The following is a 22,254-nucleotide window of genomic DNA, read 5'->3' on the forward strand; positions in this document are numbered from 1 at the left end:
AACAGTTTGTGCGATGAATTTGTGCGTACTATTCGGGGCTTTGTCGGGCTGACTTCTTAAGAAAAATGTGATTAAGGTTGGCGCATCATAAATCTGACAGACAACCTGTTGCGACAAGCGGCTTTTGTAGTAAATTGGGGTCTACTTGGCACATTGGTGATTGTAAAACAAAAACCGCCCTGAATACGATTGATAGTTTGTAGGATCAAATCACTTCCACTTAAACCCGTCGATTATGAAAACTCTTTGTTCAACAATGGTTGCCCTGCTATTGACCGGGCTAACTGCGAATGCTCAGATTACGGGTTTTGCTCTTGATGAAGATCCTGTTTTTACGGCTACGCTTGCGCACCACATCCACTATCCCGTAACAGCCATCAGAGGGAGCGTTTATGGCCGATTTTACGTAAAATTCTCCATCGACTCCACCGGTGGTATCCAAAATATAGCTGTTTTATACCCGAAGATCAATGCCAAGTATGCAGAAAGGCTTGGCTTCGACTATGAATTGATTAATGGATTGAAACAAGTACCCCAGTTGACTGCTCGTTACAAAGGGAGCTATATCTTGCCGGTTGCCTTCGTCTATATTAACTACAGTGAAGACAGTAAACCACTGGTGCCCACGAATACATTACCCGAAAAATATGTGGACAACAGCCTTGTTTTAAATGAGGTAAGAATCGTCGGTCGCAGTAACATGTATAACAGCGTAAGGCCAGTTAGTCGAATCGCGCCTGCGAGTCGACAAGTAGTTTTGTTCTGATACCAGAAGCCATTGCCGCGACCGTTAATACGATTTAATATAGTCTGGTTTATGAAGCGAAAACGTTGCTTCGTTACTAAATAAAACTCTGGCCGCGTATATAAATAGTTTTGGTTCTCTGCCAATTTTTGGGCGTTCGTCATAGGGGTGAGTGCATCCTCGGTCTGTGTCCCCACGGACCGAGGATACGGATTATAATCTGACAGACAACCTATTGAGACAAGCGGCTTTTGTAGTAAATTGTAGCTTGCTTAGAACGTAACGTTAGATTATAGAACAGTGAGAACCTATCTTATATATCCGAAATCTTTTAGCTGTCGGACTGGATGCTCCAACTGAATAGTGCGACCTCCCATGTTTAAGAAATAGATTTTATCGCTAATCGTCAACACATCCTGATAATAATGGTCTGTAATTAAAATCCCTTTTCTGCTTTTTAGAGTTACTAGCCAGGTCTTTAGCGTTTCAATGTGTAAAGGCATCACGTTTGAAAACGGTTCGTCCAGAATGATTAGTGGCGCTGGACTGGCAAGTACCATGACAGTTTCTACTAAGCGTTTCTGGCCACCGGAGAGGTGATTAAAACGATAGGAAACTAACTCATTCAATTCAGGAAAATAGGAGCTAGCCTCTATTAAGTCAGATTGATAAAGATCTAACGCTTGCCGAACGGTCAAATGACTCGGGACAAAATGCTTCTGTGGTAAATAGGCTAGCACTCCTTGATGCTTGTATAACTTGCCTATATAAGTACCATTAATGCGAATTGAGCTGTTTTGAGCGGACTTGGTACCATGGATAATTTCTAACAGAGACGATTTCCCAGTGCCATTTCGACCTAATAAACCAACGATCTGGCCTATATCGACTCGCAGATAGACGTTCTGTAATATTTTATGGTTTCCATATTCCAACCAAACGCTATCCGCTTCCAATCTTGTTATTGAAGAATGAAACTTGCTAGACAAATACATAGACTAAATATCAAGAGATCAATAATATACACTCCACCAGCTAATTGCAGCTCAGATAGTCCAAAGTGGTGATAGAAGACAAACCCTTTCCGGTTCGTTGTTCGAAAAAGGTACCAGATTATTAGTTGAGCCAGATTACGCAGCCAAAAGAACTTGGTGATGAAAGACATGAATTTGTCCGATTCAAGGGTAGGGTATCCAGCTACCAACCACATCAACAAAGAGGTGGCCAATGTCAATGGGTACAGTTGTTTGTATAAGATCAACAGGATGCGAAGCGATAGCATTTGGGAAATATAGACCGTTTAACCACACTGAGGACGAAATTAAGAAACTTTAACGCTGAAAGCAGTCAGTCAAATCTGCACTATTCCTATTCGTTTAACTTAAATCGAACAACGTAATTTTTAATAAAATCTATTTATATAAAGATAGATATAGGGCGAGTCTGAGAAATGTACAAAGCGCGGAAAAAAGCACTTAGCTAACTCCGTTTATAGCTATTGGAAGACGCTAACGACCAATCGTGCATGTATTCAGCGGTTTGGGACGTTGATCGTATCTTTGAGCGGTCAACGCTCTCTCGTATGAATGATCGTCTGGATACGACTCGCCAATTCACCGCCCTCACCGCCGACGCGCTCGCCCTGCTTAAACGTCTGATTGCTACGCCGTCGTTCAGCCGGGAGGAGGATCAGACGGCCGCGCTAATCGAGGAATTTTTTCGCGAAAGACAGATTCCGTGCGAGCGGCTGAAAAATAACGTCTGGGCGCTGAGTCGTTATTTCGACCCCGCCAAACCGACGCTGCTGCTCAACTCGCACCACGATACCGTGCGGCCCAATACGTCTTACACGCTCGACCCGTTTGCGCCCATCGAACGCGACGGCAAACTGTTTGGCTTAGGCAGCAACGATGCCGGGGGCTGCTTGGCCGCACTGCTGGCGACGTTTGTCCATTTTTACGACCGTCCCGGCATGACCCACAACATTGTGCTGGCGGCCACGGCCGAAGAAGAGATTTCGGGTCGCGACGGGCTGGAACGGCTCCTTCCCGAACTACCGCCCATTAGTTTCGCCATCGTTGGTGAGCCAACCGACATGCAATTAGCCATTGCCGAGAAAGGGCTGCTCGTGCTCGACTGCACCGCCCACGGCGTGAGTGGTCATGCCGCCCGCGACGAAGGCGAAAACGCCATTTACAGCGCCATCCGGGACATCGACTGGCTGACGACTTACCAATTTCCTAAGGTTTCGCCCGTGCTGGGGCCGGTCAAACTCTCGGTCACGATGATCAACGCAGGTACGCAGCACAACGTCGTGCCGGATGCCTGCACGTTCACCATCGACGTGCGCGTAACGGAGCAGTACACGCTGGAGGCCGTGATTGAAACGATCCGGGCTAACGTCCGGGCCGAGGTGAAACCCCGCTCAATCCGGCTTAAACCGTCGAGCATTCCGGCCGATCACCCTATCGTGCGGGCGGGCCTTGCGCTGGGTCGCCATACTTACGGGTCACCCACAACCTCGGATCAGGCCGTGCTTAACTGCCCCTCGCTCAAGTGCGGTCCCGGCCATTCGGGGCGCTCACATTCGGCCGATGAGTTCATTTATCTACGCGAGATTGAGGAAGGCATCGACGGGTACATCCAGATGCTGGAGCAGATTCTTTGAGCAGTGATGCGCCAGAAGTAAGTTTCTTGACTATATCGTGGCTGAGTCGAACTTGCCCAATTATTACGGGCACATCGTGGCTTTGGGGAAAATCAGAGAAATCTTCCGGCTAAAACGATAGATCGGCTCAGGATTAGCCTTCTGAATTGGACCAGCCCGGCTTTTCTGCGCCGATCTGCCGAATTCAACGAATTAACGTTCACGCTTACCAAATCTCGTTTACATGATGCGTACTCTACGTTTATTTTCCTGTCTGCTATCCGGTTTGCTGCTCTTGGGCGGTCATTCTGGATCAGCCCAGCTTATGGCGACGGCCCGGTCGTTGCCCAACGCAATGTACCAGACGGCTCCCCCGCCAACGCGCCAACTGCGCCCGGTAGCGGACCAAACCATCACCGGACGCGTGACGGACGGAGCCACCAGCGCGGGTTTGCCCGGTGTGAGTGTGGTGGTAAAAGGAACGAGTCGCGGCACCACGACCGACGGCGACGGTAACTACCGCGTCAGCGCCCCAGACGGTGGCATTACATTGGCGTTTTCGTTCATCGGTTACGTAACGCAGGAGGTAGCCGTAGGCAATCGCAGTACCGTAAACGTGACGCTGACGGCTGACGACAAGACGCTGAGCGAAATTGTGGTGGTGGGGTATGGTACGCAGAACCGCCGGGAACTGACCGGTTCGATTGCGTCGATTAACACGCAGACCATTCGCGATCAGCCCGTTACAAACGTGGTCGAAGGGCTGAGCGGCCGGTTGCCGGGCGTGCTGATTCAGCAGAACACGGGAGCACCGGGCAACGCACCGTCGATCAAAGTGCGGGGCCTGGGGTCGATTAGCGCGGGCAACGGACCGCTGGTCGTGGTGGACGGTCAGCCGCTGAACTCGGGCGGACTAACCAACGCGGGTGGCCTGCAACAGTTGAATCCGAATGATATTGAAAAGATTGACGTGCTTAAAGATGCGTCAGCCACGGCCATTTTTGGGTCGCGGGGCGCGAACGGTGTGATTTTAGTAACCACCAAGCGCGGCCGGTCGGGTCAGTCGCGTATCAGCGTAGACTACTACACGGGCGTTCAGGAAGTGGCTAAAACCATGGACCTGCTCAACTCACAGCAGTTCGCCGAATATTCCAAGCAAGCGTACAACACAGCCTACCTTGAGCGGGTGCCGGGTGCATCGGTCGATGATCCGAACAGCAAACGGGCGGCTGCGCAGCGCTACCGCTACCCACGGGGCGAGTTTCCGGGCATCGACTTCGACAATCCGGCCAGCTTAGCCTACACCGACTATCAGGCGCTGATTTTCCAGCAAGCACCCATCAGCAACTACCAGGTGTCGGCGTCGGGTGGCTCCGACAAGGTGCAGTATTTCGTGTCGGGTAACTACATCAGTCAGGACGGGATCATCAAACGGTCGGGGCTGGACCGTTACACCGTCCGCTCAAACGTCGACGCTCAATTAAACTCAAAGTTGAAAGTGGGGGTGAGCTTCACGCCTTCCTACACCGTTGAGGACCGGGTTAACTCCGATGGTCACTGGGCTAACAACGGCGTTGTCAACGCAGCCCTTTCGCTCGTACCTTTTCTGTCGGTTTATCAGGCCGATGGCCGGACGTACAACTCAGCGGCCCAGATTTCGGGAGCCTACGATTACTCGGGCGTCACGAACCCCCTGGCCAACATCACCGAGCGTGAGGATCGCGTCAATTCGCTACGGCTACTGGGAAATACGTACGCTGAATACGCTATTTGGAAAACGCTTCGGTATCGGGGTACTTTCGGGGCCGACCTGAGCTACCAGCGCCGGAACCGCTTTCAAACCTCGGCCATTCCGCTGAACCAATTGTTGCCGCCTAACGCCAATAACGGCTCGGTATTTTCGTCGCAGAACGTCAACTGGGTCACCAGCCACACCCTCAATTATACGCTCGATCTTGGTACGAAACACCACCTCGAAGCGCTGGTGGGATTAGAATCACAAAAAAACAGTTACGAAGAGGAACAAATTAACGCCATCAATTTTCCGAATGATGCGGTGCGTACCATCAACGCAGGCACCCTGGTTAATCTCGACACGCCTACGAATCCTACTGCCCGACAGGAACAGTGGGCGCTGGCTTCCTACTTCGCGCGGGTAACGTATGCGCTCAACGACCGCTACCTGTTCAATGCGTCGATCCGGCGCGACGGTTCCAGCCGGTTTGGGCGTAACAAACGCTTCGGTACGTTCCCGTCGGCGTCGGTTGGCTGGCGCATCACCGAAGAGTCGTTCATGAAGGGCATCCCGGCGATTTCGGAACTGAAACTGCGGGCCAGTTACGGGCTGTCGGGCAATAACGCGTTTTTGGATAACAACGGTAATCCCAGCAATTACCCCAGCATCGGGGTACTTACCAAAGATAACTACGTATTGAATAATGCTTTGGTCAACGGCTTGGCTACCAGCAGCATTGGTAATAACGACTTGACGTGGGAGCGCAGCCGCCAGACCGACGTTGGACTGGATGTGGGTCTGTTTCAGAACCGCATCTTCCTGACTGTCGATTACTACCGGCGCATAACGACCGATCTGCTGCTGTCGGTGCAGGTGCCCACGCTGACGGGCTTCTCGTCGGCCATTCGCAACATCGGTCAGGTTGAAAATAAGGGCATGGAGTTTGGTCTCAGCACGCGCAACATCACCGGCGCATTGACTTGGACCACCGACTTGAACCTGTCTTTTAACCGCAATAAGGTGCTCCGGCTCGGCCCCACCGGCGACCCCATTCGCTCGGCATCGGGCATCGGCGAAACCAACATCACCGTCATTGGTCAACCGCTGGGCAGCTTCTTCGGCTACCGGCAGTTGGGGATTTTTCAGAGTCAGGCTGAACTGGATGCGTACCCGCACTTCGCCGATAGTCGACCGGGCGACGTAAAGTTTGAAGACGTCAATGGCGATAAGGTGCTTAACGCCAACGACCGTACGCAAATCGGCAACAACCAGCCCGACTTTGTGTACGGCATCACCAACTCACTGTCGTTCAAAGGAATTGATCTGAACATTGTAGCGCAGGGTATTCAGGGTGGAGAAATTCTCAACCTGTCGCGCCGGTTCTACGAAAACCTTGAAGGCAACGCCCAGCAACTGACCACCGTACTCGACCGCTGGCAGTCGCCCCAGCAGCCCGGCAATGGTACGGTCCCCCGCGCCAATACCCGCACCACGGGCAACAACAACCAGGTGTCGACGCGCTGGGTGGAAGATGGTAGCTACTTCCGAATCCGCAACATTACGCTGGGCTACAACCTGCCCCGAACGCTTACCCAACGTGCCAAAATTCAGTCAGCGCGTATTTACGTAGGTGTCCAGAACGCCTTCACGATCAGCAAATACCTGGGTTATAATCCTGAGGTAAGCGGCTATGAAGGACCGCTGACGGGTGGGGTGGATTACGGTTCATATCCATTAGCCCGCACCTACACCGCTGGTTTAAATCTGGGCTTTTAACCACAAACAAGACATTTTATGAAAACGAAATATATTCTGGCGGGTCTGTTTGCACTGAGTTTATCAGCCTGCAAAGATCAGTTTTTAGACCTGTCGCCCATTGCGCAGGCCAACTCCAATACGTTCTACAAAACGTCGTCGGATATGATTACGGCCCTGAACGGGGCTTACGGCGCGTTGCAATTTCCCGGCCAGTACGGGCAGAACTACATTTTTGCCGAAGTGCCCTCCGACGATACGACACCAGTGTTGTCCGGCTCGGTGACCGATCAGGACGAGTTCGACAAGTTTTACCTGCGCACGACTAACCCATTTCTGGCCGCCCGCTGGAGCGACGGCTACCGGGGCATTTACCGCGCCAACACCGTGATTGACCGCATTGTGGGCGTAACGATGGATGAAACGCTCAAAAAGCGCATCGTAGGGGAGGCCAAATTTCTGCGGGCGCTCATGTATTTCAATCTCGTGCGGCCGTTCGGCGACGTGCCGCTGGTGCTCACCGAGATCATCGACCCGTCGGAGGGTTACGCCTACAGCCGCGCACCGGTGGCCGAGGTGTACACCCAGATTATCAAAGACCTAACTGACGCGGAAGGCGTACTATCTGAACGCTATACGGGTGCGGACGTGGGCCGGGCCACGCGCGGGGCGGCTAAATCGCTGCTGGGCAAAGTGTACCTGACGCAGCGCAACTACGCCGGGGCTGCGGCAAAGCTGAAGGAGGTAGTCGACGCCAACACGTACGACTTGCTGCCTAATTACGCCGACCTGTTCAGAGCCGCCAACAAAAACAATCGGGAGTCGGTGTTTGAGGTGCAGTACAAGAAAGGCTCGGTGGGCGAAGGCAGCAACTTCAGCAACGTGTATGCCCCCGAAAACTCGGGGAATGCCGTCATTCAGTTCGGCGGGGGCGGCAACAACCGCCCGACGCCCGATCTGGAAAGCACCTACGAAGCGGGCGATCCACGCAAAAATCTGTCGTTTGCCACCAGCTACGTCAATGCCGCCGGTAATAAAGTTGACTACTACTTTATTCGCAAGTATGCCGATGTGCCCACGACCAACGGCGATGCGGAAGATAATTTCTACGTGCTCCGTTACGCCGACGTGCTGCTGATGTACGCCGAAGCGCTCAACGAAACGGATAACGCAGCCGCAGCCCTGCCGTTGCTGAATCGCGTCAGGAAGCGGGTTGGACTAGCCGACAAAGCCGGTCTGTCGCAGGCGGATGTGCGGTTAGCCATTGAACAGGAACGGCGCGTTGAGTTGGCGTTTGAGGGTCATCGCTGGTTCGATCTGGTGCGGACGGGCCGGGCGTTGCCGGTGCTACAGGCCAAATCCACGGCCATCGGCATTAAAACGAATCTGATGGCGAACAACCTTGTCTTTCCCGTTCCGCAAAGCCAGATCGACATCAATCCCGACAAGATCAAGCAGAATGCGGGATATTGATGAGGGAGGATGGTTAGCTTCGCGCCGGTCACCCTGAGCCTGTCGAAGGGCATCCGGCGCGAAGCCACAAGAAAAAGTAGCCCAACACGAACTTCCCTACTCCGTTATCCGATTCAATGAAAAAACTACTTTTTCTCCTACTGGCCACAGTGCCTGCTCAGGCTCAACTTCTGGTGCAACGGTTTGAGTCGGTGGGTTTCGCGCAGGTGACCATTACGGATGCCTTCTGGAAACCCAAATTAGACAAGGTGGCCACGGCGACGCTGAACGCCTGCATTGTGCAGACCGAAACTAAAACGGGCCGAATCCGCAACTTTGAGAAGGTAGCCCGGAAAGAGTACGGTACCCACGAAGGCATCTATTACGACGACTCCGATGTGTACAAAGCCATTGAAGCGATGGCATATTCACTCAAAAACCATCCCGATGCGGCCGTTCAGCAAAAAGCCGATGCGTGGATCGACAAGATTGCGGCTGCTCAACTGCCCGATGGCTACCTGAACACCTATTACACGCTGATGGGTCTCGACAAACGCTGGACCGACATGGAAAAGCACGAGGATTACTGCGCCGGACACCTGATCGAAGCCGCCGTAGCCTACTACAACACAACTGGTAAGCGCAAACTCCTTGACGTGGCCATCCGCTTTGCCGACCATATCGATGCCACCTTTCGGGTTCCGAATCGGCATTGGGTGAGCGGTCACCAGGAAATCGAGCTGGCCCTGATGCGGCTTTATCACCTCACTAAGCAGGACCGGTATCTGAAATTAGCCGACTGGTTTCTGGCTCAGCGAGGACACGGCTACGGCAAGGGCAAAATTTGGGACGACTGGAAAAACCCGAAATACTGCCAGGACGACGTACCCGTGAAGGACCAGAAAGAGATTACTGGCCATGCCGTCCGGGCCATGTACATGTACACCGGGGCTGCCGACGTTGCCGCTGCCACCAACGATCCGGGCTATTTGTCGGCCATGACCACGGTCTGGGACGACGTGGTGCACCGGAATATGTACCTGACGGGTGGCATTGGCTCGTCGGGCCACAACGAAGGCTTTACGGATGATTTCGATCTGCCCAACGCGTCGGCCTATTGCGAAACCTGTGCGTCGGTGGGTATGGTATTCTGGAACCAGCGGATGAACCTGCTGACGGGTGAAAGCAAGTACATCGACGTGCTGGAACGCAGCCTGTATAACGGGGCGCTGGATGGACTGAGCCTGTCGGGCGACCGGTTTTTCTACGGTAATCCGCTCTCGTCGGTGGGCAACACCGGGCGTAGCGAGTGGTTCGGCACGGCCTGCTGCCCGTCTAACATTGCGCGGTTGGTAGCCTCGCTGGGCGACTATATTTATGGCCAGTCACCGCAGGGAATCTGGGTGAACCTGTTCGTGAGCAGCCAGGCTACCCTCGGTATCGGTAAAACTGACGTGCCCATTCAGGTGGAGACAAACTACCCCTGGGAGGGCCGGGTGAAACTGACCGTAAATCCGGCTAAACCTGTGGCCTATGCCCTGCACCTGCGCCTTCCCGGCTGGGCCAGAAACGTACCGGCTCCCGGTGGTCTGTACCGGTTTGCCGACAGCACCGCTACCGCACCAGTGACCGTGTTACTCAACGGAAAACCCGTTGTCTACCGCGAGGAGAAAGGCTATGCGGTGATCGACCGGACCTGGAAAAAAGGGGACGTGGTGGAACTGACATTGCCAATGGTGGTGCGGCAGGTCGTCTCGCGCCGGGAAGTAAAGGCCAATCAGGACCGGGCTGCGTTGCAGCGCGGGCCGCTGGTGTACTGCGTCGAAGGTATTGATAACAGCGGTCTCGCCTGGAATATTGTTGTCCCGGTCAACGCGACGTTTACCACGCAGCCGCAGCAGGTTCTGGACGAACCCGTAGTAGCGATTCGGGCCAACTTGTCCGTCGCCGAACCAGCCGCCGATGGGCAGTCGGTGCAGCTAACGCCCCGTTCGGTAATGGCCATTCCGTATTACACCTGGGCCAACCGGGGCAACAGCCCCATGCAGGTCTGGCTCCCCCGCCGAATCCGGGCGGTAACCATATCGGAGTAGTCTGCATAAGTAGGCAAGCCCGCAATCGGTTCTTTTTCACCGAAATTACGTACCCACAAATGACTAATTCAGGAATTATAACGAGTGTATGGATTGCCTTTTTTGGCGTATTGCTACTGACCGAAACCGGATTTGGCAAGGAGCCAGTCAAGAACCAGCGAAACCCGGCTCCGGTCCGCCGAAGCCCAGCCCGCGACGAAGTTTTTTCGCCAGCGTACATCAAAGATGTTTTGCTGAAGGCGACCAAATGGCAGTTGCAACACCCCAAACATAGCCCCACCGACTGGACCAACGGGGCGTTTTACGCCGGAGTTTTTGCGGCTTACGAAACGACAAAATCCCCCGAAATTCTCGACTCGCTGCTGGCGATGGGCGAACGGAACCAGTGGCGGCCCGGTCCCCGCTTCGACCACGCCGACGACATTGCCATCTGCCAGACGTACATTGACCTGTACCGGCTCAAAAAGGACCGCCGGATGATTCAGTCGACCATCGACACGGTGCAGAAGATGCGAACGGTGCCAGGGCAGGAAGTCGCCAAACACAACCTGACCTGGTGGTGGTGCGATGCCCTATTCATGGCTCCGCCCGTGCTGGCCAAACTGAGCACTACGCTGAACGATCCGGCCTACAACGCGCTGTCTGATTCGCTGTTTCGGCAAACCTACGATCACCTGTACAACCAGCAAGAACGGTTGTACGCCCGTGACGCCAGCTACCTTGTCGATGCCAGTGGGGCAGGTAAGAAAGAAGCGAACGGGCAGAAGGTTTTCTGGTCGCGGGGCAACGGCTGGGTAATGGGTGGACTGGTGCGCCTGCTACAGGAACTCCCCGCCAAACACCCCAGCCGGGCGTTTTACCTGACGCAGTATCGGCAGATGAGCGAGCGACTGCTGGCGCTACAACAGGCCGATGGTTTATGGCGGGCCAGTTTGCTGGACCCGGCGGCTTATCCGGGCGGTGAAGTCAGCGGGTCGGGCTTCGACTGCTACGCACTGGCCTGGGGCGTCAACCAGGGCATATTGCCCAGAAAAACCTACCAGCCCGCCGTCGAAAAAGCGTGGGTAGCCATAACGAAATTGGTTTCGCCCGAAGGCCGGGTGGGGTGGGTGCAGCCCATTGGAGCCGACCCCCGGCGTAATTTCAGCGAGGATAGCTGGGAGGTCTACGGCACGGGCGCGTTCCTGCTGGCGGGTTCGCAGGTTATCAAGCTGAAGCGGTAGACCTTCATTGTAATTGTGTTCTACCCGGTTGATTTGCAGTAAAACAAGCCCAGCCGGGCCTTTTCATCGTCGGTGCGGGAGGCAACAATTCGTTGTCAGCGCGGCCCATAACACAAAAAAGTCAGACATGAATATCATGAACTATTCGGGCCGGGCAGCCATCGCCGGGCTATTGCTCTCCGTACTCAACGCGGGCGAATTATACGCCCAAACGAAATCGGCAGTCTTCCCCCAAACGCCCGGCATGCAAACCTACACGTATCGGCGGGGCATGAGAGCAAACCCGGCGGCCTCACTCGACAGCATCCGGGCGTTGGGCATCACCGACCTCGAATGCGGAGTATTTTCCGGTAAAACAGCTGCTGAATCACGCAAAATGCTTGATGAACGCGGGATGCGCTGCTCCAGCACCGGGGGTAGTTACGATGCCATGCTCGACACAACCAAGCTGCGGGAGATCGGGCGCAACGCCAAAATAATGGGCGCTGAGTACATTATGTTGGCCTGGATTATGAAAAAGCCGCCGTTCACGCTGGACGATGCTAAAGCCGCCGTTACCAACTTTAACCGCATTGGTAAGCAGCTCAAAGATGAATTTAACCTGACGTTCTGCTACCACAACCACGGCTACGAATTTGCGAAACACGGGGATGGTACGCTCTTCGACTACATCGTGCAGAACACCGATCCGCGCTACGTGAGTTTTGAGCTTGACCTGCTTTGGGCGGCTTTTCCGGGCCAGAAACCCGAAGAACTGCTCACCAAATACGGAAATCGGTTTAAACTGATGCACCTCAAAGACCTCCGCAAGGGCATACCGGGCGATCTGTCGGGCGGCACGTCGGTAGAGAACGACGTAGCCCTCGGCACTGGCGCGATCAACATGCCTGCCGTATTGAAAGCGGCCAAAAAAGCGGGTATCAAGCATTATTACATCGAAGACGAAAGCTCGTCGTTTGCCACGCAGGTGCCCCAGAGCATGGCGTATCTGAAGAGTGTGAAGGAATAGGCAGAGTAGTTTGTGGTTTATAGTTCGTGGTTTGTGGTTGCGGTTCCCCGCCGGGACTGACGCACGATTGCTCCGCGTTAGTCCCGGCGGGGAACCGCAACCACGAACTACAAACCACAAACTAATTACCCCAATGTCAATTCGCTTTACCTCTCTCCTGCTACTCACTCTGCTGACAAGTCTGTCCGGCCCCGCTCAACCACCCCGGCCTTCACCACAGCCCGCGCCCCGTCAGTTGGCCTGGCAACAGCTTGAAACGACGGCGTTTCTGCACTTTACGGTCAACACGTTTACCGATAAGGAATGGGGCGACGGCACCGAAAGCCCGGCCATTTTCAACCCCACCAAACTCGACGCCCGGCAGTGGATTAAGGCACTCCGCGACGCAGGATTTAAGATGGCGATCATCACGGCCAAGCACCACGATGGTTTCTGTCTGTGGCCGTCGAAACTGACCGAGCATTCGGTCAAGAACAGCCCCTATAAGAACGGTAAGGGTGATGTAGTGCGTGAAGTGGCCGACGCCTGCCGCGAGTTCGGGCTGAAGTTCGGCGTGTATCTCTCACCCTGGGATCGGCACGAGAGCAAGTACGGCACAGCCGCCTACAACGACTACTACAAAGCGCAGCTGCGCGAACTGCTGACCAATTACGGTCCCGTTTCGGAGGTGTGGTTCGATGGGGCGAAGGGCGAAAACGCCAAAGACATGACCTATGATTTTGCGGGCTACTGGGCATTGGTGCGGCAGTTGCAGCCGCAGGCGGTGCTGTTTTCGGACGCTGGACCGGACGTGCGCTGGGTGGGCAACGAAGCAGGCAACGCGGGCGAAACCTGCTGGTCAACGATCAGTACCGACGGCATGGCGCCCGGCGTGGCCGACTCGAAATACCTGAACCGGGGCGACCCGGTGGGAAAATCGTGGATACCGGCCGAAACCGATGTGTCCATCCGGCCGGGCTGGTTCTATCACCCCGCTGAGGACACAAAGGTGCGGTCGGCGCAGAACTTGGTCGATCTGTATTACCAGTCCGTTGGGCGAAATAGCCTGTTGCTGCTCAACGTGCCACCTAACCGCGAGGGGCTGCTGTCGGAAGCCGACGTGGCGAGTTTGATGGCTTTCCGACGGACGCTGGACGAAACGTTTCGGACGAACTTAGTCGCGAAGAACCCAAAACTGACGGATAAACAATTGGTCTCCTTTGTGCCGCTGTCGGCGACGCAGCCGCTGACCATCGACCTGAACGGAGAGCAAACGTTTGACCGAATTTCAATCCAGGAAAACATCGCCAACGGGCAGCGCATTGCGGCCGGCCGGGTTGAGTACTGGAACGGCACGGATTGGCAATCGCTCCAGAGCTTTACGACGGTTGGTTACAGGCGACTGCTGCGGTTTCCGGCGGTGCGTTCGTCCCGCATCCGGCTCATGGTGACTAACGCAAACGGGCCCGTGCAACTGGCCGAAGTGGGTGTGTACAAAGCATCGGCGGGGGAAGAAAAATAGTCCGTTAGCAAATTACCGCTCCGCCTTTACTCACCTATTTTGGTGACGTAGGCGTTAGCTTGTTGAGGAGCTTCTTTTGTTGTAAGTCATGAATGTATTCCCAAAACATGACCCCGGCCAGCCTTTTCGATTTTACGTAATCCAGTTTGTGGGTAAATGATTCTTCGTCGGCGTAAGAAATAAACGTGCGCGTCGTGGGGTTCCACAGATACGGCGCTTTTGCTTCGGCGTCCCAGTAGCGGGTGAAGCCGTTTTTGCCGATGTATTCAGCGACCAGTTCGTCGTGACTGATGAACGAGTGCTTGCCGGTTGATGGCTGATATAAACCGTTGTCCTGGTTGTTGACACCGGCCCAGCCGCGTCCGTAGAAGGGCAAACCCAGCACGATTTTGTTCGCCGGTACACCCGCCCGGATGTGCCCGTCGACCGCGTCGACTGTGCTGTTGCGCGACTGATTGCCGGTCGCCGATTGGTTCAGATTGCTGTGGTGCCCCGTCGTTTTATCGTTGCCGTGGTAGAGGTCGTAGGTCATGATGTTGACGTAGTCCAAGTAGCGCTGCGCTTTACCCAATTCGGTGTGGTTAACGAACGCCGTGTCGGCCCCGGTCGCGGTTGTCAGCAGGTAGTGGTTCGTGCCCGTACGCCGGTCGCGTTTACCCTGCGCGTCCAGGCCATCGCGCAACGCGCTCAGTAACAGCGTATAGTTCTGCTTATCTTCCGGGCGAAAGATGTTTCCGTCACCCACCTGCGCCGGGTATTCCCAGTCGATGTCCACGCCGTCGAGCCGGTGTTTTTGGAGCAGGGCCACCGCGCTGCTGGTAAATTTCCGGCGCGATGCGTCCGTCAGGGCTACGTCGGAAAAGTATTTGCAACCGCCCCAACCACCAATCGAAATCAGTACTTTCAGGTCTTTGTTGACCTTCTTCAGCGACGTCAGCGCGGCTAAGTTGACGGAATCCCGCGCCCTGAGCGGGGCCAGTTCACCAGTTTCGGCAGGCACGGCAAAGGCATAGTTGATGTGCGTCAGTTTTTGGGCTTCAATCTGATCTTTCGTCCAGCCGCTGCCCGTTACGTAGCCGATAATGACGTAGGGACGGGACGGACTGCCCGGTTGTGCCAGCACCAGCGCCCCTCGTAGCATGAGGAATAGGCAGCACGCACTGAGGACAATCGGTAAGCGGGAATTTTTCATGCTAAATCAAGTTGAAGAGATCGATTAATTTCGTACTTAACGTCAATTAATGTCTTTACTGCAAACTAACCCATTTAATGTCATCCTTTAAAACCGGTCTGGTTATTTTCATCTCGCTGTGGATAGCCTCCTTTTCGGTCGTTGAAAAGAAGGCTATCCCTGTTATGCTGGATACCACAGGCGCGGCTCTCAGCGATTCAATCGCTGCGGGTAAACAACTGGCCCTGCGCCATTGCGGAAGCTGCCACCTGTTTCCCGAACCCGAACTGTTAGACAAAAAGACCTGGGTTATCGGCGTGCTTCCCAATATGGCCCGGCGGCTTGGCGTCAAACTGCCCGAACACGATACGCTGACACCCCGCTCGCCCGAAGAAGAAAAAGCCCTGAGCAAACTGGCCGTTTACCCCGAAACCGCCGTACTCTCGGTCGATGACTGGCAAAAAATTGTCCGCTATTACGAACGTACCGCGCCCGCCGAACCGTTGCCGCAAAAATCGAATCAACCCATAACCAATCAGCTTCCGTTGTTCAGGGTCCGGGACGTATCGCCCGGCGATAAGCCAGTACCGCAGACTACCCTATTAAAGTACGACCAAACTACCGGTCAGCTTTACGTAGGGGACGCCCAGAATGCGTTGTACGTGCTCGACGGTCAGTTGCAACCGGGCAATGCTTCGCTGAAAAATACCTGGTGGATTGATACCCCGCCAACGGATATTGACTTTCCCAAAAATGCGGCTCCCCGGCTACTCACCATTGGCATTTTCAGCCCGTCGGATCAGCAATTGGGCCGACTGATGACGCTGGACAAATCTGCCAAAGCCGGTTCGCCCGTTATCAACATCCGGGATTTACCCCGGCCGGTACAGTTTGCAGCCGCAGACCTGAACGCCGACGGAAAGGAAGATGCCGTCATTTGTGGATTTGGCAATAACGCGGGCAAGCTATTCTGGTACGACGGTTTCGATCCAGCCAAAGAACACGTTTTGAAAGCGTTGCCCGGTGCCAGACGGGTTGAAATTGCTGATTTTAACCATGACAAAAAGCCGGATATTATGGTGCTGATGGCGCAGGCGCGGGAGGAAGTTACCATTTTTTACAATCAGGGTAACGGGAAATTCAGGGAAAAAACCGTGTTGCGTTTCTCGCCGGTGTTCGGGGCCAGTTATTTTGAACTGGTAGATTTTAACAAGGACGGTTTCCCGGATATTCTGCTGACCAATGGTGACAATTGGGACTATTCGTCGATCAACAAAAATTATCACGGGGTACGCATTTACTTGAATGACCGGAACGGTAATTTCAACGAAGCCTGGTTTTACCCGATGTATGGGGCCAGTAAAGCCGTTGCCAGAGACTTTGATAAAGATGGCGATCTCGACATCGCAGCTACGTCCTTCTATACCAGTCTGGCACAGCCGGAACAGGGCTTTTTGTATCTATCCAACCAAGGCCGGTTGACCTTTAAACCGTTCAGCACCCCGGAAGCCGCCTACGGAAAATGGATGACCATGGAAGCCGCCGACTTCGACCGGGACGGCGATATTGATATTGTGCTGGGTTCCTATTTTCATACGGTTGGCGAAATGACCCAGTTACTACTCAAAGGCATTACGTCCTTTCCGCAATTGCTGGTACTGGAGAATCATCAGGGGCAATAAGCGAGAGGTCCCTGACCCCTAAACCGCACCGGCGGACCGCCCCTGAAGGGGACTTTGTTTGAGTGGGTACAAAGTCCCCTTCAGGGGCGGTCCGCCGGTGCGGTTTAGGGGATTTAGGGGTCAGAACCTGATCAGCGATTATTTCACATCCCAGAAAATCTTGTTTGTCAGCTTGTCAGTTGATCGCACAGCCTCATAATTCGTTGTATTGTAGGTGATTTCGTTACCCGGAATGCTCCAACGAAGAGGGGGCGAGGTTTGATTGTTCGCATTATCGGTTTGAAAATTCAGCACCGGATAATCCAGTCGGCGGATGTCTGCCCAGTTGTCGTAGGGCTGAACGAGATTATAATGCAGCCATTTCTGGGTGGCAATCAGTTTTAGCTTGTCGGCGCTGGTTGTGGCGCTGCTCCAGTTCACGCCTTTGCCAGCAATGTAAGCGGCAACAGAGGCCTGCGTCGCCTGAGCCGGGATGGTCGAATTCGTGATTCCGGTAGCGTTGGTAACCGCCAAAATTCCGTTATAGAATTCTACGGACTGGACAATGGCCGTTTCATACGCCGTTTTTGCCGATGCATCATTACCGACTCGCAGGTAATATTCTGCCTTAATCAAGTTCATCTGCGCGGCATTGATGAGCACACCGGGGAAAAACTGGTTATGGCTCAGCGTATACCGGTTATAGATCGCCACCTGGCCCGCACTGTACAGGGCCGTTTGTGCTGCTTCGGTAGCCATGGGATCAATACCGATGTATTCTCCGGCGGCATTGGCACCCGGCTCAAACAGGATTGGCAGGCGCGGGTCACTGTTGGTTTTCATGTTGTCGATGATCGCCTTGCCCGCCGTGTTGCCAAACCAGTTGCCGTCCGTCGAAGCTATACCGCCCTGAAATCCTTTGGAGTTAATATCTGTGTTGATATCATATACATTGATCTGAATATTCTGGGCGTTGGTTTCCACGACCGGGTAGGTTGTCGCGTTGCCCAGGATTTCGGCCATTTCGGTGTTCGATCTGGATTTAAAGCTTTCTGCGTCCGAAACCCGGTTCAGCATTCGCAGCCGTAACGAGTTGGCATAGCGTTTCCAGGCCGTCAGATCGCCTTTGTTGAGGAAATCCTGCGTCTGGAACGACTTCTGATACCCGGCATTGAGGGTAATCGAATTCAGTTCGGTAGCAATGCTTTTCAGATCGTCCAGCATGAACGTATAAATACTTTCGGCCGTATCGAATTTGGCGCTGGAGGCTACGTAATCACCGCCTTTGGTGCTGAGCGTCCCGGCTTCGCTGAAGGGAATGGCCCCGTGAACATCAACCATCTTTTGGGTGTAGTCGTACACGTAAACCGCAGCCGCCAGCATGAAAATCCGCCGGTCCTTCTGCTGATCTGTCGGTAGCGCTGCGTACACTTTTTGCAGTTCGCGATACTGAGCCAGCGTATTGTAGTAGTTGAACCACACATCTTCTACCCCCGACGAACCCGGTATATACTGACCTGACTCGTTGACCCAGCCCGTGGCCTGGTTGTAATGGTTGAGGGAGGTCCGGAGCGTCACAAAATAGTGGCGGTAGCCCGGAAGCACGTATTCCCGGTTGGAAAATAATACGCCGGTAAATTGCTTCTCAACGGTGGTTTGAGCAATCTTGGACGGATCGGGATAGGCGGCCGTAAACTCTGATTCTTTACAGGACACGTTGGCCAGCAAAAGCCCCGCTATAAACAGTGATGCTATTTTTTTCATGGTCATGAGTGCTTTAAGATTAGAAACTGGCCCGTAGCATTACTCCCGCCGTGCGGAACGACGGGTTACTGCCCGCGTTATTGATATTGTCTGCCCACCGCGTACTGACGGTGGTCTGTTCGGCATCCAGATCCTTAATGGTTCGGTAGAGGAAGAACAGGTTGCGGCCAAACACCGACAGCGTCATGTTCTGCGTACCGATTTTACTGGTCAGCCTGGCCGGTAGTCTGTAGCCCAGCGAAAGCTCTCTCATCTTAATGTAGGTGTTCTCTTTCACGTACAGTTCGTAGCGGGCACTGCTATACTGCGGTCCGCCCCAGTTGTAGGTGCTGTTGTAATACGTAGCCTGGGAAATGACGTTGGTGTTGGCTTCGCCGTTGGCTAATGCGCCGTTCATCAGCATACCGTCGTTGTAGACCACTTCGTTATTCGGTCCGGCCGCGGCTGTTGTCTGGATGCCTTTGCCCGCTGCGTCTTTATAATAGCGGAGGCCACCGCGTTCGGCATCCATGGCCGTCAGGCTTTCTTCGGTCAAACCCCGCGACGTCAGCCAGTTAATACCCGTCGGCATGATGTGGCCGCCAAACCGGAAGTCCGTAACGATGTCCAGAATAAACCCTTTGTAGCTGAGGCTGTTGATCAGACCACCCGTTAGTTTGGGAATCGCATTACCCACTTTTATCCAGTTGGCACCGTCTAATTGGTACAGTCCGTTCGGACCCACTACGTCCTGGCCGCTGGCATTTTTCAGGATGCCATGCACGTAAATATCACCCATTGGCTGGCCAACTACCGACCGTAGCTGAGCCGCGTTGCCGTCATAATCAGCGTGCAACAGCTCGGTCGAGCCGTTCGCCAGCTTTTCAACTTTGTTTCTGTTCTTGGCTAAGTTCAGCGTCAGGTCCCAGTTCAGGCCGTTGGCGCCTTGCGCCCGGATGGGCGATATATTCAGGGCCATTTCCAGCCCCTGGTTCCGGAGCGTACCAATGTTAGCCAGAATAGTTTTAGCTCCCGCGCTGGAAGCAATCGACAGAGGCAGGATCTGGTCAACAATTTGCGCGTTGTAGTACGCTAAATCAATCCGCAGCCGATCTCTGAAAAAACGGGTGTCCAGACCAAATTCAAACTCGCGTTTCTGCTCAGGGCGAATCTGATCATTGCCGTATTCGCTGCTGATATTCGTATACAGCACAGAATTGCCGCCGGTTTGCTGCACATTCAGGTTACCCTGCGTATAGGCATTGTTCGCCCGGTAGATCGCCGGATAGTTACCCACGATACCAAAAGACGCCCGTAGTTTAGCAAATGTGATAGCCGCCGGTAACCGAATCAGATCGCTGAACACAAACGAGGAGTTTACGGACGGATAAACGAAGGCGTTGTTGCCCGGCGCCAGTGTCGACGTACGGTCCCGGCGGAGCGTACCTTCTACGTAGACGATGTCCTTATAGTTGAAATTCAGCGTACCCAAGTAAGCATCCCGGACCCAGCGTTCGCGGCTGTTAAAAGCGGTATTGTAAGTTGGCGTGTTAACCGAAGCCGAAATGTCGAAGAAATTCTCCGTGCTCAATCCACCATTGGTTGACCGCTGCATCAGCGTGTTTAACTGCCGGTAGCCATTGTAACCCGCCAAAGCCGAAATCGTGATGTCTTCAGTCAACTTTTTGCTGTAGGTAAGCAGCAGATCGCCGTAGAAATTACTGTACAGGTTGTTGCTGAGGCCAAATTCACCGGAGTAGCCAAAAGCCAGTGGTTTTTCAGTGCGTTTCTTGTCCTCAATTCGCTCCGACGTAAAATCGGTTCCCAGGCGGCCTCTCAGGTTCAGATTCGGTACAATTTCCCAGCTCTGCGTAATGCTGGCGATAACCCGGTTGCTGTATTCGTCGTAGGTATTGGCGCGGGTGCTCCACACGTAATCGCCAATATCCGTTTTGAAGCCATTGCGAATGATGTTCTCATTGGGCGTCAGGCTTTGGTTGGTGCCGGTTACAAACTTGTAGCCTAAGCTGGTCTGGTACTTGTTAAAATACCAGTCGGCCGATTCAAACCGGTTCATCATCCCCGTAAAGTTGTTGATCATACGATCCACTTTATACGGCCGGTTGTGCGTGTACTGGTTAATGAAATTGACGATCAGATCCGTCTTCAGCTTTTTGTTGGGACTAAAGCTGGCGTTCAGGTTCATGATGTTCTTTTCATTTTTCGCGCCGTAGCTAATCATGCCATTATCCTGCCGCGTATACGAGAAACGCAGGGCTGTGTTGTCGGTTGCTTTGGAAACCGCCAGATTGATGTTGGCGCTGTTGGCGTTCTGAAACAGATCGGCGTAGCTGTTACCGGAGGGCGAGTAGGGCCGAACTACCCCGTCGAACGCCATCACCGGCTGTCCGTCGAACTTAGGTCCGAAATTTACCGTGGCACCCAGCAACCCCCGCGTATCGCCCACGCCATCGCCATTGGTATCGTAGGATATGAATCCGTTGGCATCCTGCCCGCCATTGGCGTAGTTCAGCATGTAACCCGGTCCTCTGACGTTCTGGTACCGGGGCAGGTACGCAATTTTGTCCACGCTGTAGCTCGCGCTGAAATCGACGCCCAGTCCTTTACGTCCTTTACCGCTCTTGGTGGTCACCAACACGACCCCATTCACGGCTTCCGAACCATAAAGCGCAGCAGCCGAAGCGCCTTTCAGAATCGAGATGTTTTCGATATCGGCCGGGTTCAAGTCCAGCAGGCCATTCCCGCGAATGCGCTGATCGCCCCAGTAATCACCGTTTCGTGCTTCGCCATTCCGAATGGGGATACCATCCATGACAATCAGCGGCTGCGTATTACCGGTAATTGACGACAGACCACGAATGTTAATATTGACGGCGCTGGTTGCCCCACCGGGCGTCGCGTTAATGGTTACACCGGGTGCTTTGCCGTACAGCGCCGTAGCAAAGTTCGTGTTCGCGGTTTTGACCAAGGCCTCACTGTTCACAATCGCCGTCGCGTAGCCCAGTGCCCGTTGTTCCTTGGTAATACCGAGGGCCGTAACAACCACTTCGTTGATCAGAGTGGCATCTTCGTCCAGCGAGATGTCCACGACGGATCGGTTGGCGATGGCAACTTCTTTGGTCTTGTAACCGATGAAGGAGAATACCAATGTACCGTTCCTCCCGGCGGGAAGGCTGTACTTGCCATCGGCATCTGTTGAGGTGCCCGACGAGGTGCCCTTCACAAGAATGGACACGCCGGGCAGCGACTGGCCATCATTACCTGCCGTAACCCTACCCGAGATCGTCTGCGCCAACGCGGGTGTGCTTATCATCAGCATGACAATAAGCCTGAGTAAATTTTGTGCCATAGGGATAGTTGATAAAATGGACTATTGAGGACCTATTGGGAAAGTTTAATAGAAAAATAATGAATTGAATGCAATTTTACTGTTTTATACGAATTTAGTCTGCATTTATTAAAAAAATTTAAAGAGCATCGCCTTTTAGTTACATTAGG

Annotated in this window: 13 protein-coding genes; 9 read left to right on the forward strand and 4 right to left on the reverse strand. The window is 53.8% G+C overall.

All coding sequences use genetic code 11. The annotated features are described in order from the left end of the window. Window positions 1–235: 235 nt before the first annotated feature. Window positions 236–766 carry a hypothetical protein gene (locus ACYVHB_RS15810; RefSeq protein WP_461052728.1) on the forward strand — a complete coding sequence of 177 codons (531 nt, stop codon included), beginning with the start codon at window positions 236–238 and terminating at the stop codon, window positions 764–766. Window positions 767–1,053: 287 nt separating this feature from the next. Here ACYVHB_RS15810 and ACYVHB_RS15815 read toward each other — a convergent pair whose 3' ends face one another. Beyond that, a complete protein-coding gene (locus ACYVHB_RS15815; RefSeq protein ID WP_461052729.1) occupies window positions 1,054–1,701 on the reverse strand; it encodes an ATP-binding cassette domain-containing protein in 648 nt (215 codons plus the stop codon). Window positions 1,702–2,327: 626 nt separating this feature from the next. On the opposite strand from ACYVHB_RS15815, the gene ACYVHB_RS15820 reads away from it, so the two are divergent. The 7 genes from ACYVHB_RS15820 to ACYVHB_RS15850 all read left to right on the forward strand — a co-directional run bounded on the left by ACYVHB_RS15820 (window position 2,328) and on the right by ACYVHB_RS15850 (window position 14,160). Further along, window positions 2,328–3,413 carry a M20 family metallo-hydrolase gene (locus tag ACYVHB_RS15820; protein ID WP_461052730.1) on the forward strand — a complete coding sequence of 362 codons (1,086 nt, stop codon included), beginning with the start codon at window positions 2,328–2,330 and terminating at the stop codon, window positions 3,411–3,413. 223 nt (window positions 3,414–3,636) lie between these two features. Beyond that, a complete protein-coding gene (locus ACYVHB_RS15825; RefSeq protein ID WP_461052731.1) occupies window positions 3,637–6,903 on the forward strand; it encodes a SusC/RagA family TonB-linked outer membrane protein in 3,267 nt (1,088 codons plus the stop codon). Between the two features lie 18 nt (window positions 6,904–6,921). Then, entirely contained in the window at window positions 6,922–8,355 is a 1,434-nt protein-coding gene (locus ACYVHB_RS15830) for a RagB/SusD family nutrient uptake outer membrane protein (protein WP_461052732.1), read from the forward strand. Window positions 8,356–8,471: 116 nt separating this feature from the next. After that, window positions 8,472–10,427 (forward strand): glycoside hydrolase family 127 protein, encoded by a 1,956-nt coding sequence (locus ACYVHB_RS15835; protein WP_461052733.1) that lies wholly within the window; start codon window positions 8,472–8,474, stop codon window positions 10,425–10,427. Between the two features lie 59 nt (window positions 10,428–10,486). Continuing rightward, on the forward strand, window positions 10,487–11,650 hold the full coding sequence (locus ACYVHB_RS15840; RefSeq protein WP_461052734.1) for a glycoside hydrolase family 88/105 protein: 1,164 nt from the start codon (window positions 10,487–10,489) through the stop codon (window positions 11,648–11,650). Window positions 11,651–11,777: 127 nt separating this feature from the next. Beyond that, on the forward strand, window positions 11,778–12,659 hold the full coding sequence (locus tag ACYVHB_RS15845) for a sugar phosphate isomerase/epimerase family protein (RefSeq protein WP_461052735.1): 882 nt from the start codon (window positions 11,778–11,780) through the stop codon (window positions 12,657–12,659). A gap of 133 nt (window positions 12,660–12,792) precedes the next feature. Continuing rightward, entirely contained in the window at window positions 12,793–14,160 is a 1,368-nt protein-coding gene (locus ACYVHB_RS15850; RefSeq protein ID WP_461052736.1) for an alpha-L-fucosidase, read from the forward strand. Window positions 14,161–14,194: 34 nt separating this feature from the next. On the opposite strand, the gene ACYVHB_RS15855 is transcribed toward ACYVHB_RS15850, so the two are convergent. Continuing rightward, complete coding sequence (locus ACYVHB_RS15855) at window positions 14,195–15,352, reverse strand: glycoside hydrolase family 18 protein (RefSeq protein ID WP_461052737.1); 1,158 nt, start codon at window positions 15,350–15,352, stop codon at window positions 14,195–14,197. A gap of 77 nt (window positions 15,353–15,429) precedes the next feature. Between ACYVHB_RS15855 and ACYVHB_RS15860 the strand changes: the two genes are divergently transcribed. Next, on the forward strand, window positions 15,430–17,013 hold the full coding sequence (locus ACYVHB_RS15860) for an FG-GAP repeat domain-containing protein (protein ID WP_461052738.1): 1,584 nt from the start codon (window positions 15,430–15,432) through the stop codon (window positions 17,011–17,013). Between the two features lie 138 nt (window positions 17,014–17,151). Here the strand turns inward: ACYVHB_RS15860 and ACYVHB_RS15865 are convergent, their stop codons facing one another. Beyond that, the gene (locus tag ACYVHB_RS15865; RefSeq protein ID WP_461052739.1) at window positions 17,152–18,756 is read right to left on the reverse strand and encodes a SusD/RagB family nutrient-binding outer membrane lipoprotein; all 1,605 of its coding nucleotides are present in this window, start codon (window positions 18,754–18,756) and stop codon (window positions 17,152–17,154) included. 19 nt (window positions 18,757–18,775) lie between these two features. Further along, entirely contained in the window at window positions 18,776–22,105 is a 3,330-nt protein-coding gene (locus ACYVHB_RS15870; protein WP_461052740.1) for a SusC/RagA family TonB-linked outer membrane protein, read from the reverse strand. Window positions 22,106–22,254: the final 149 nt, after the last annotated feature.

It is taken from the genome of Spirosoma arcticum, assembly GCF_054779955.1.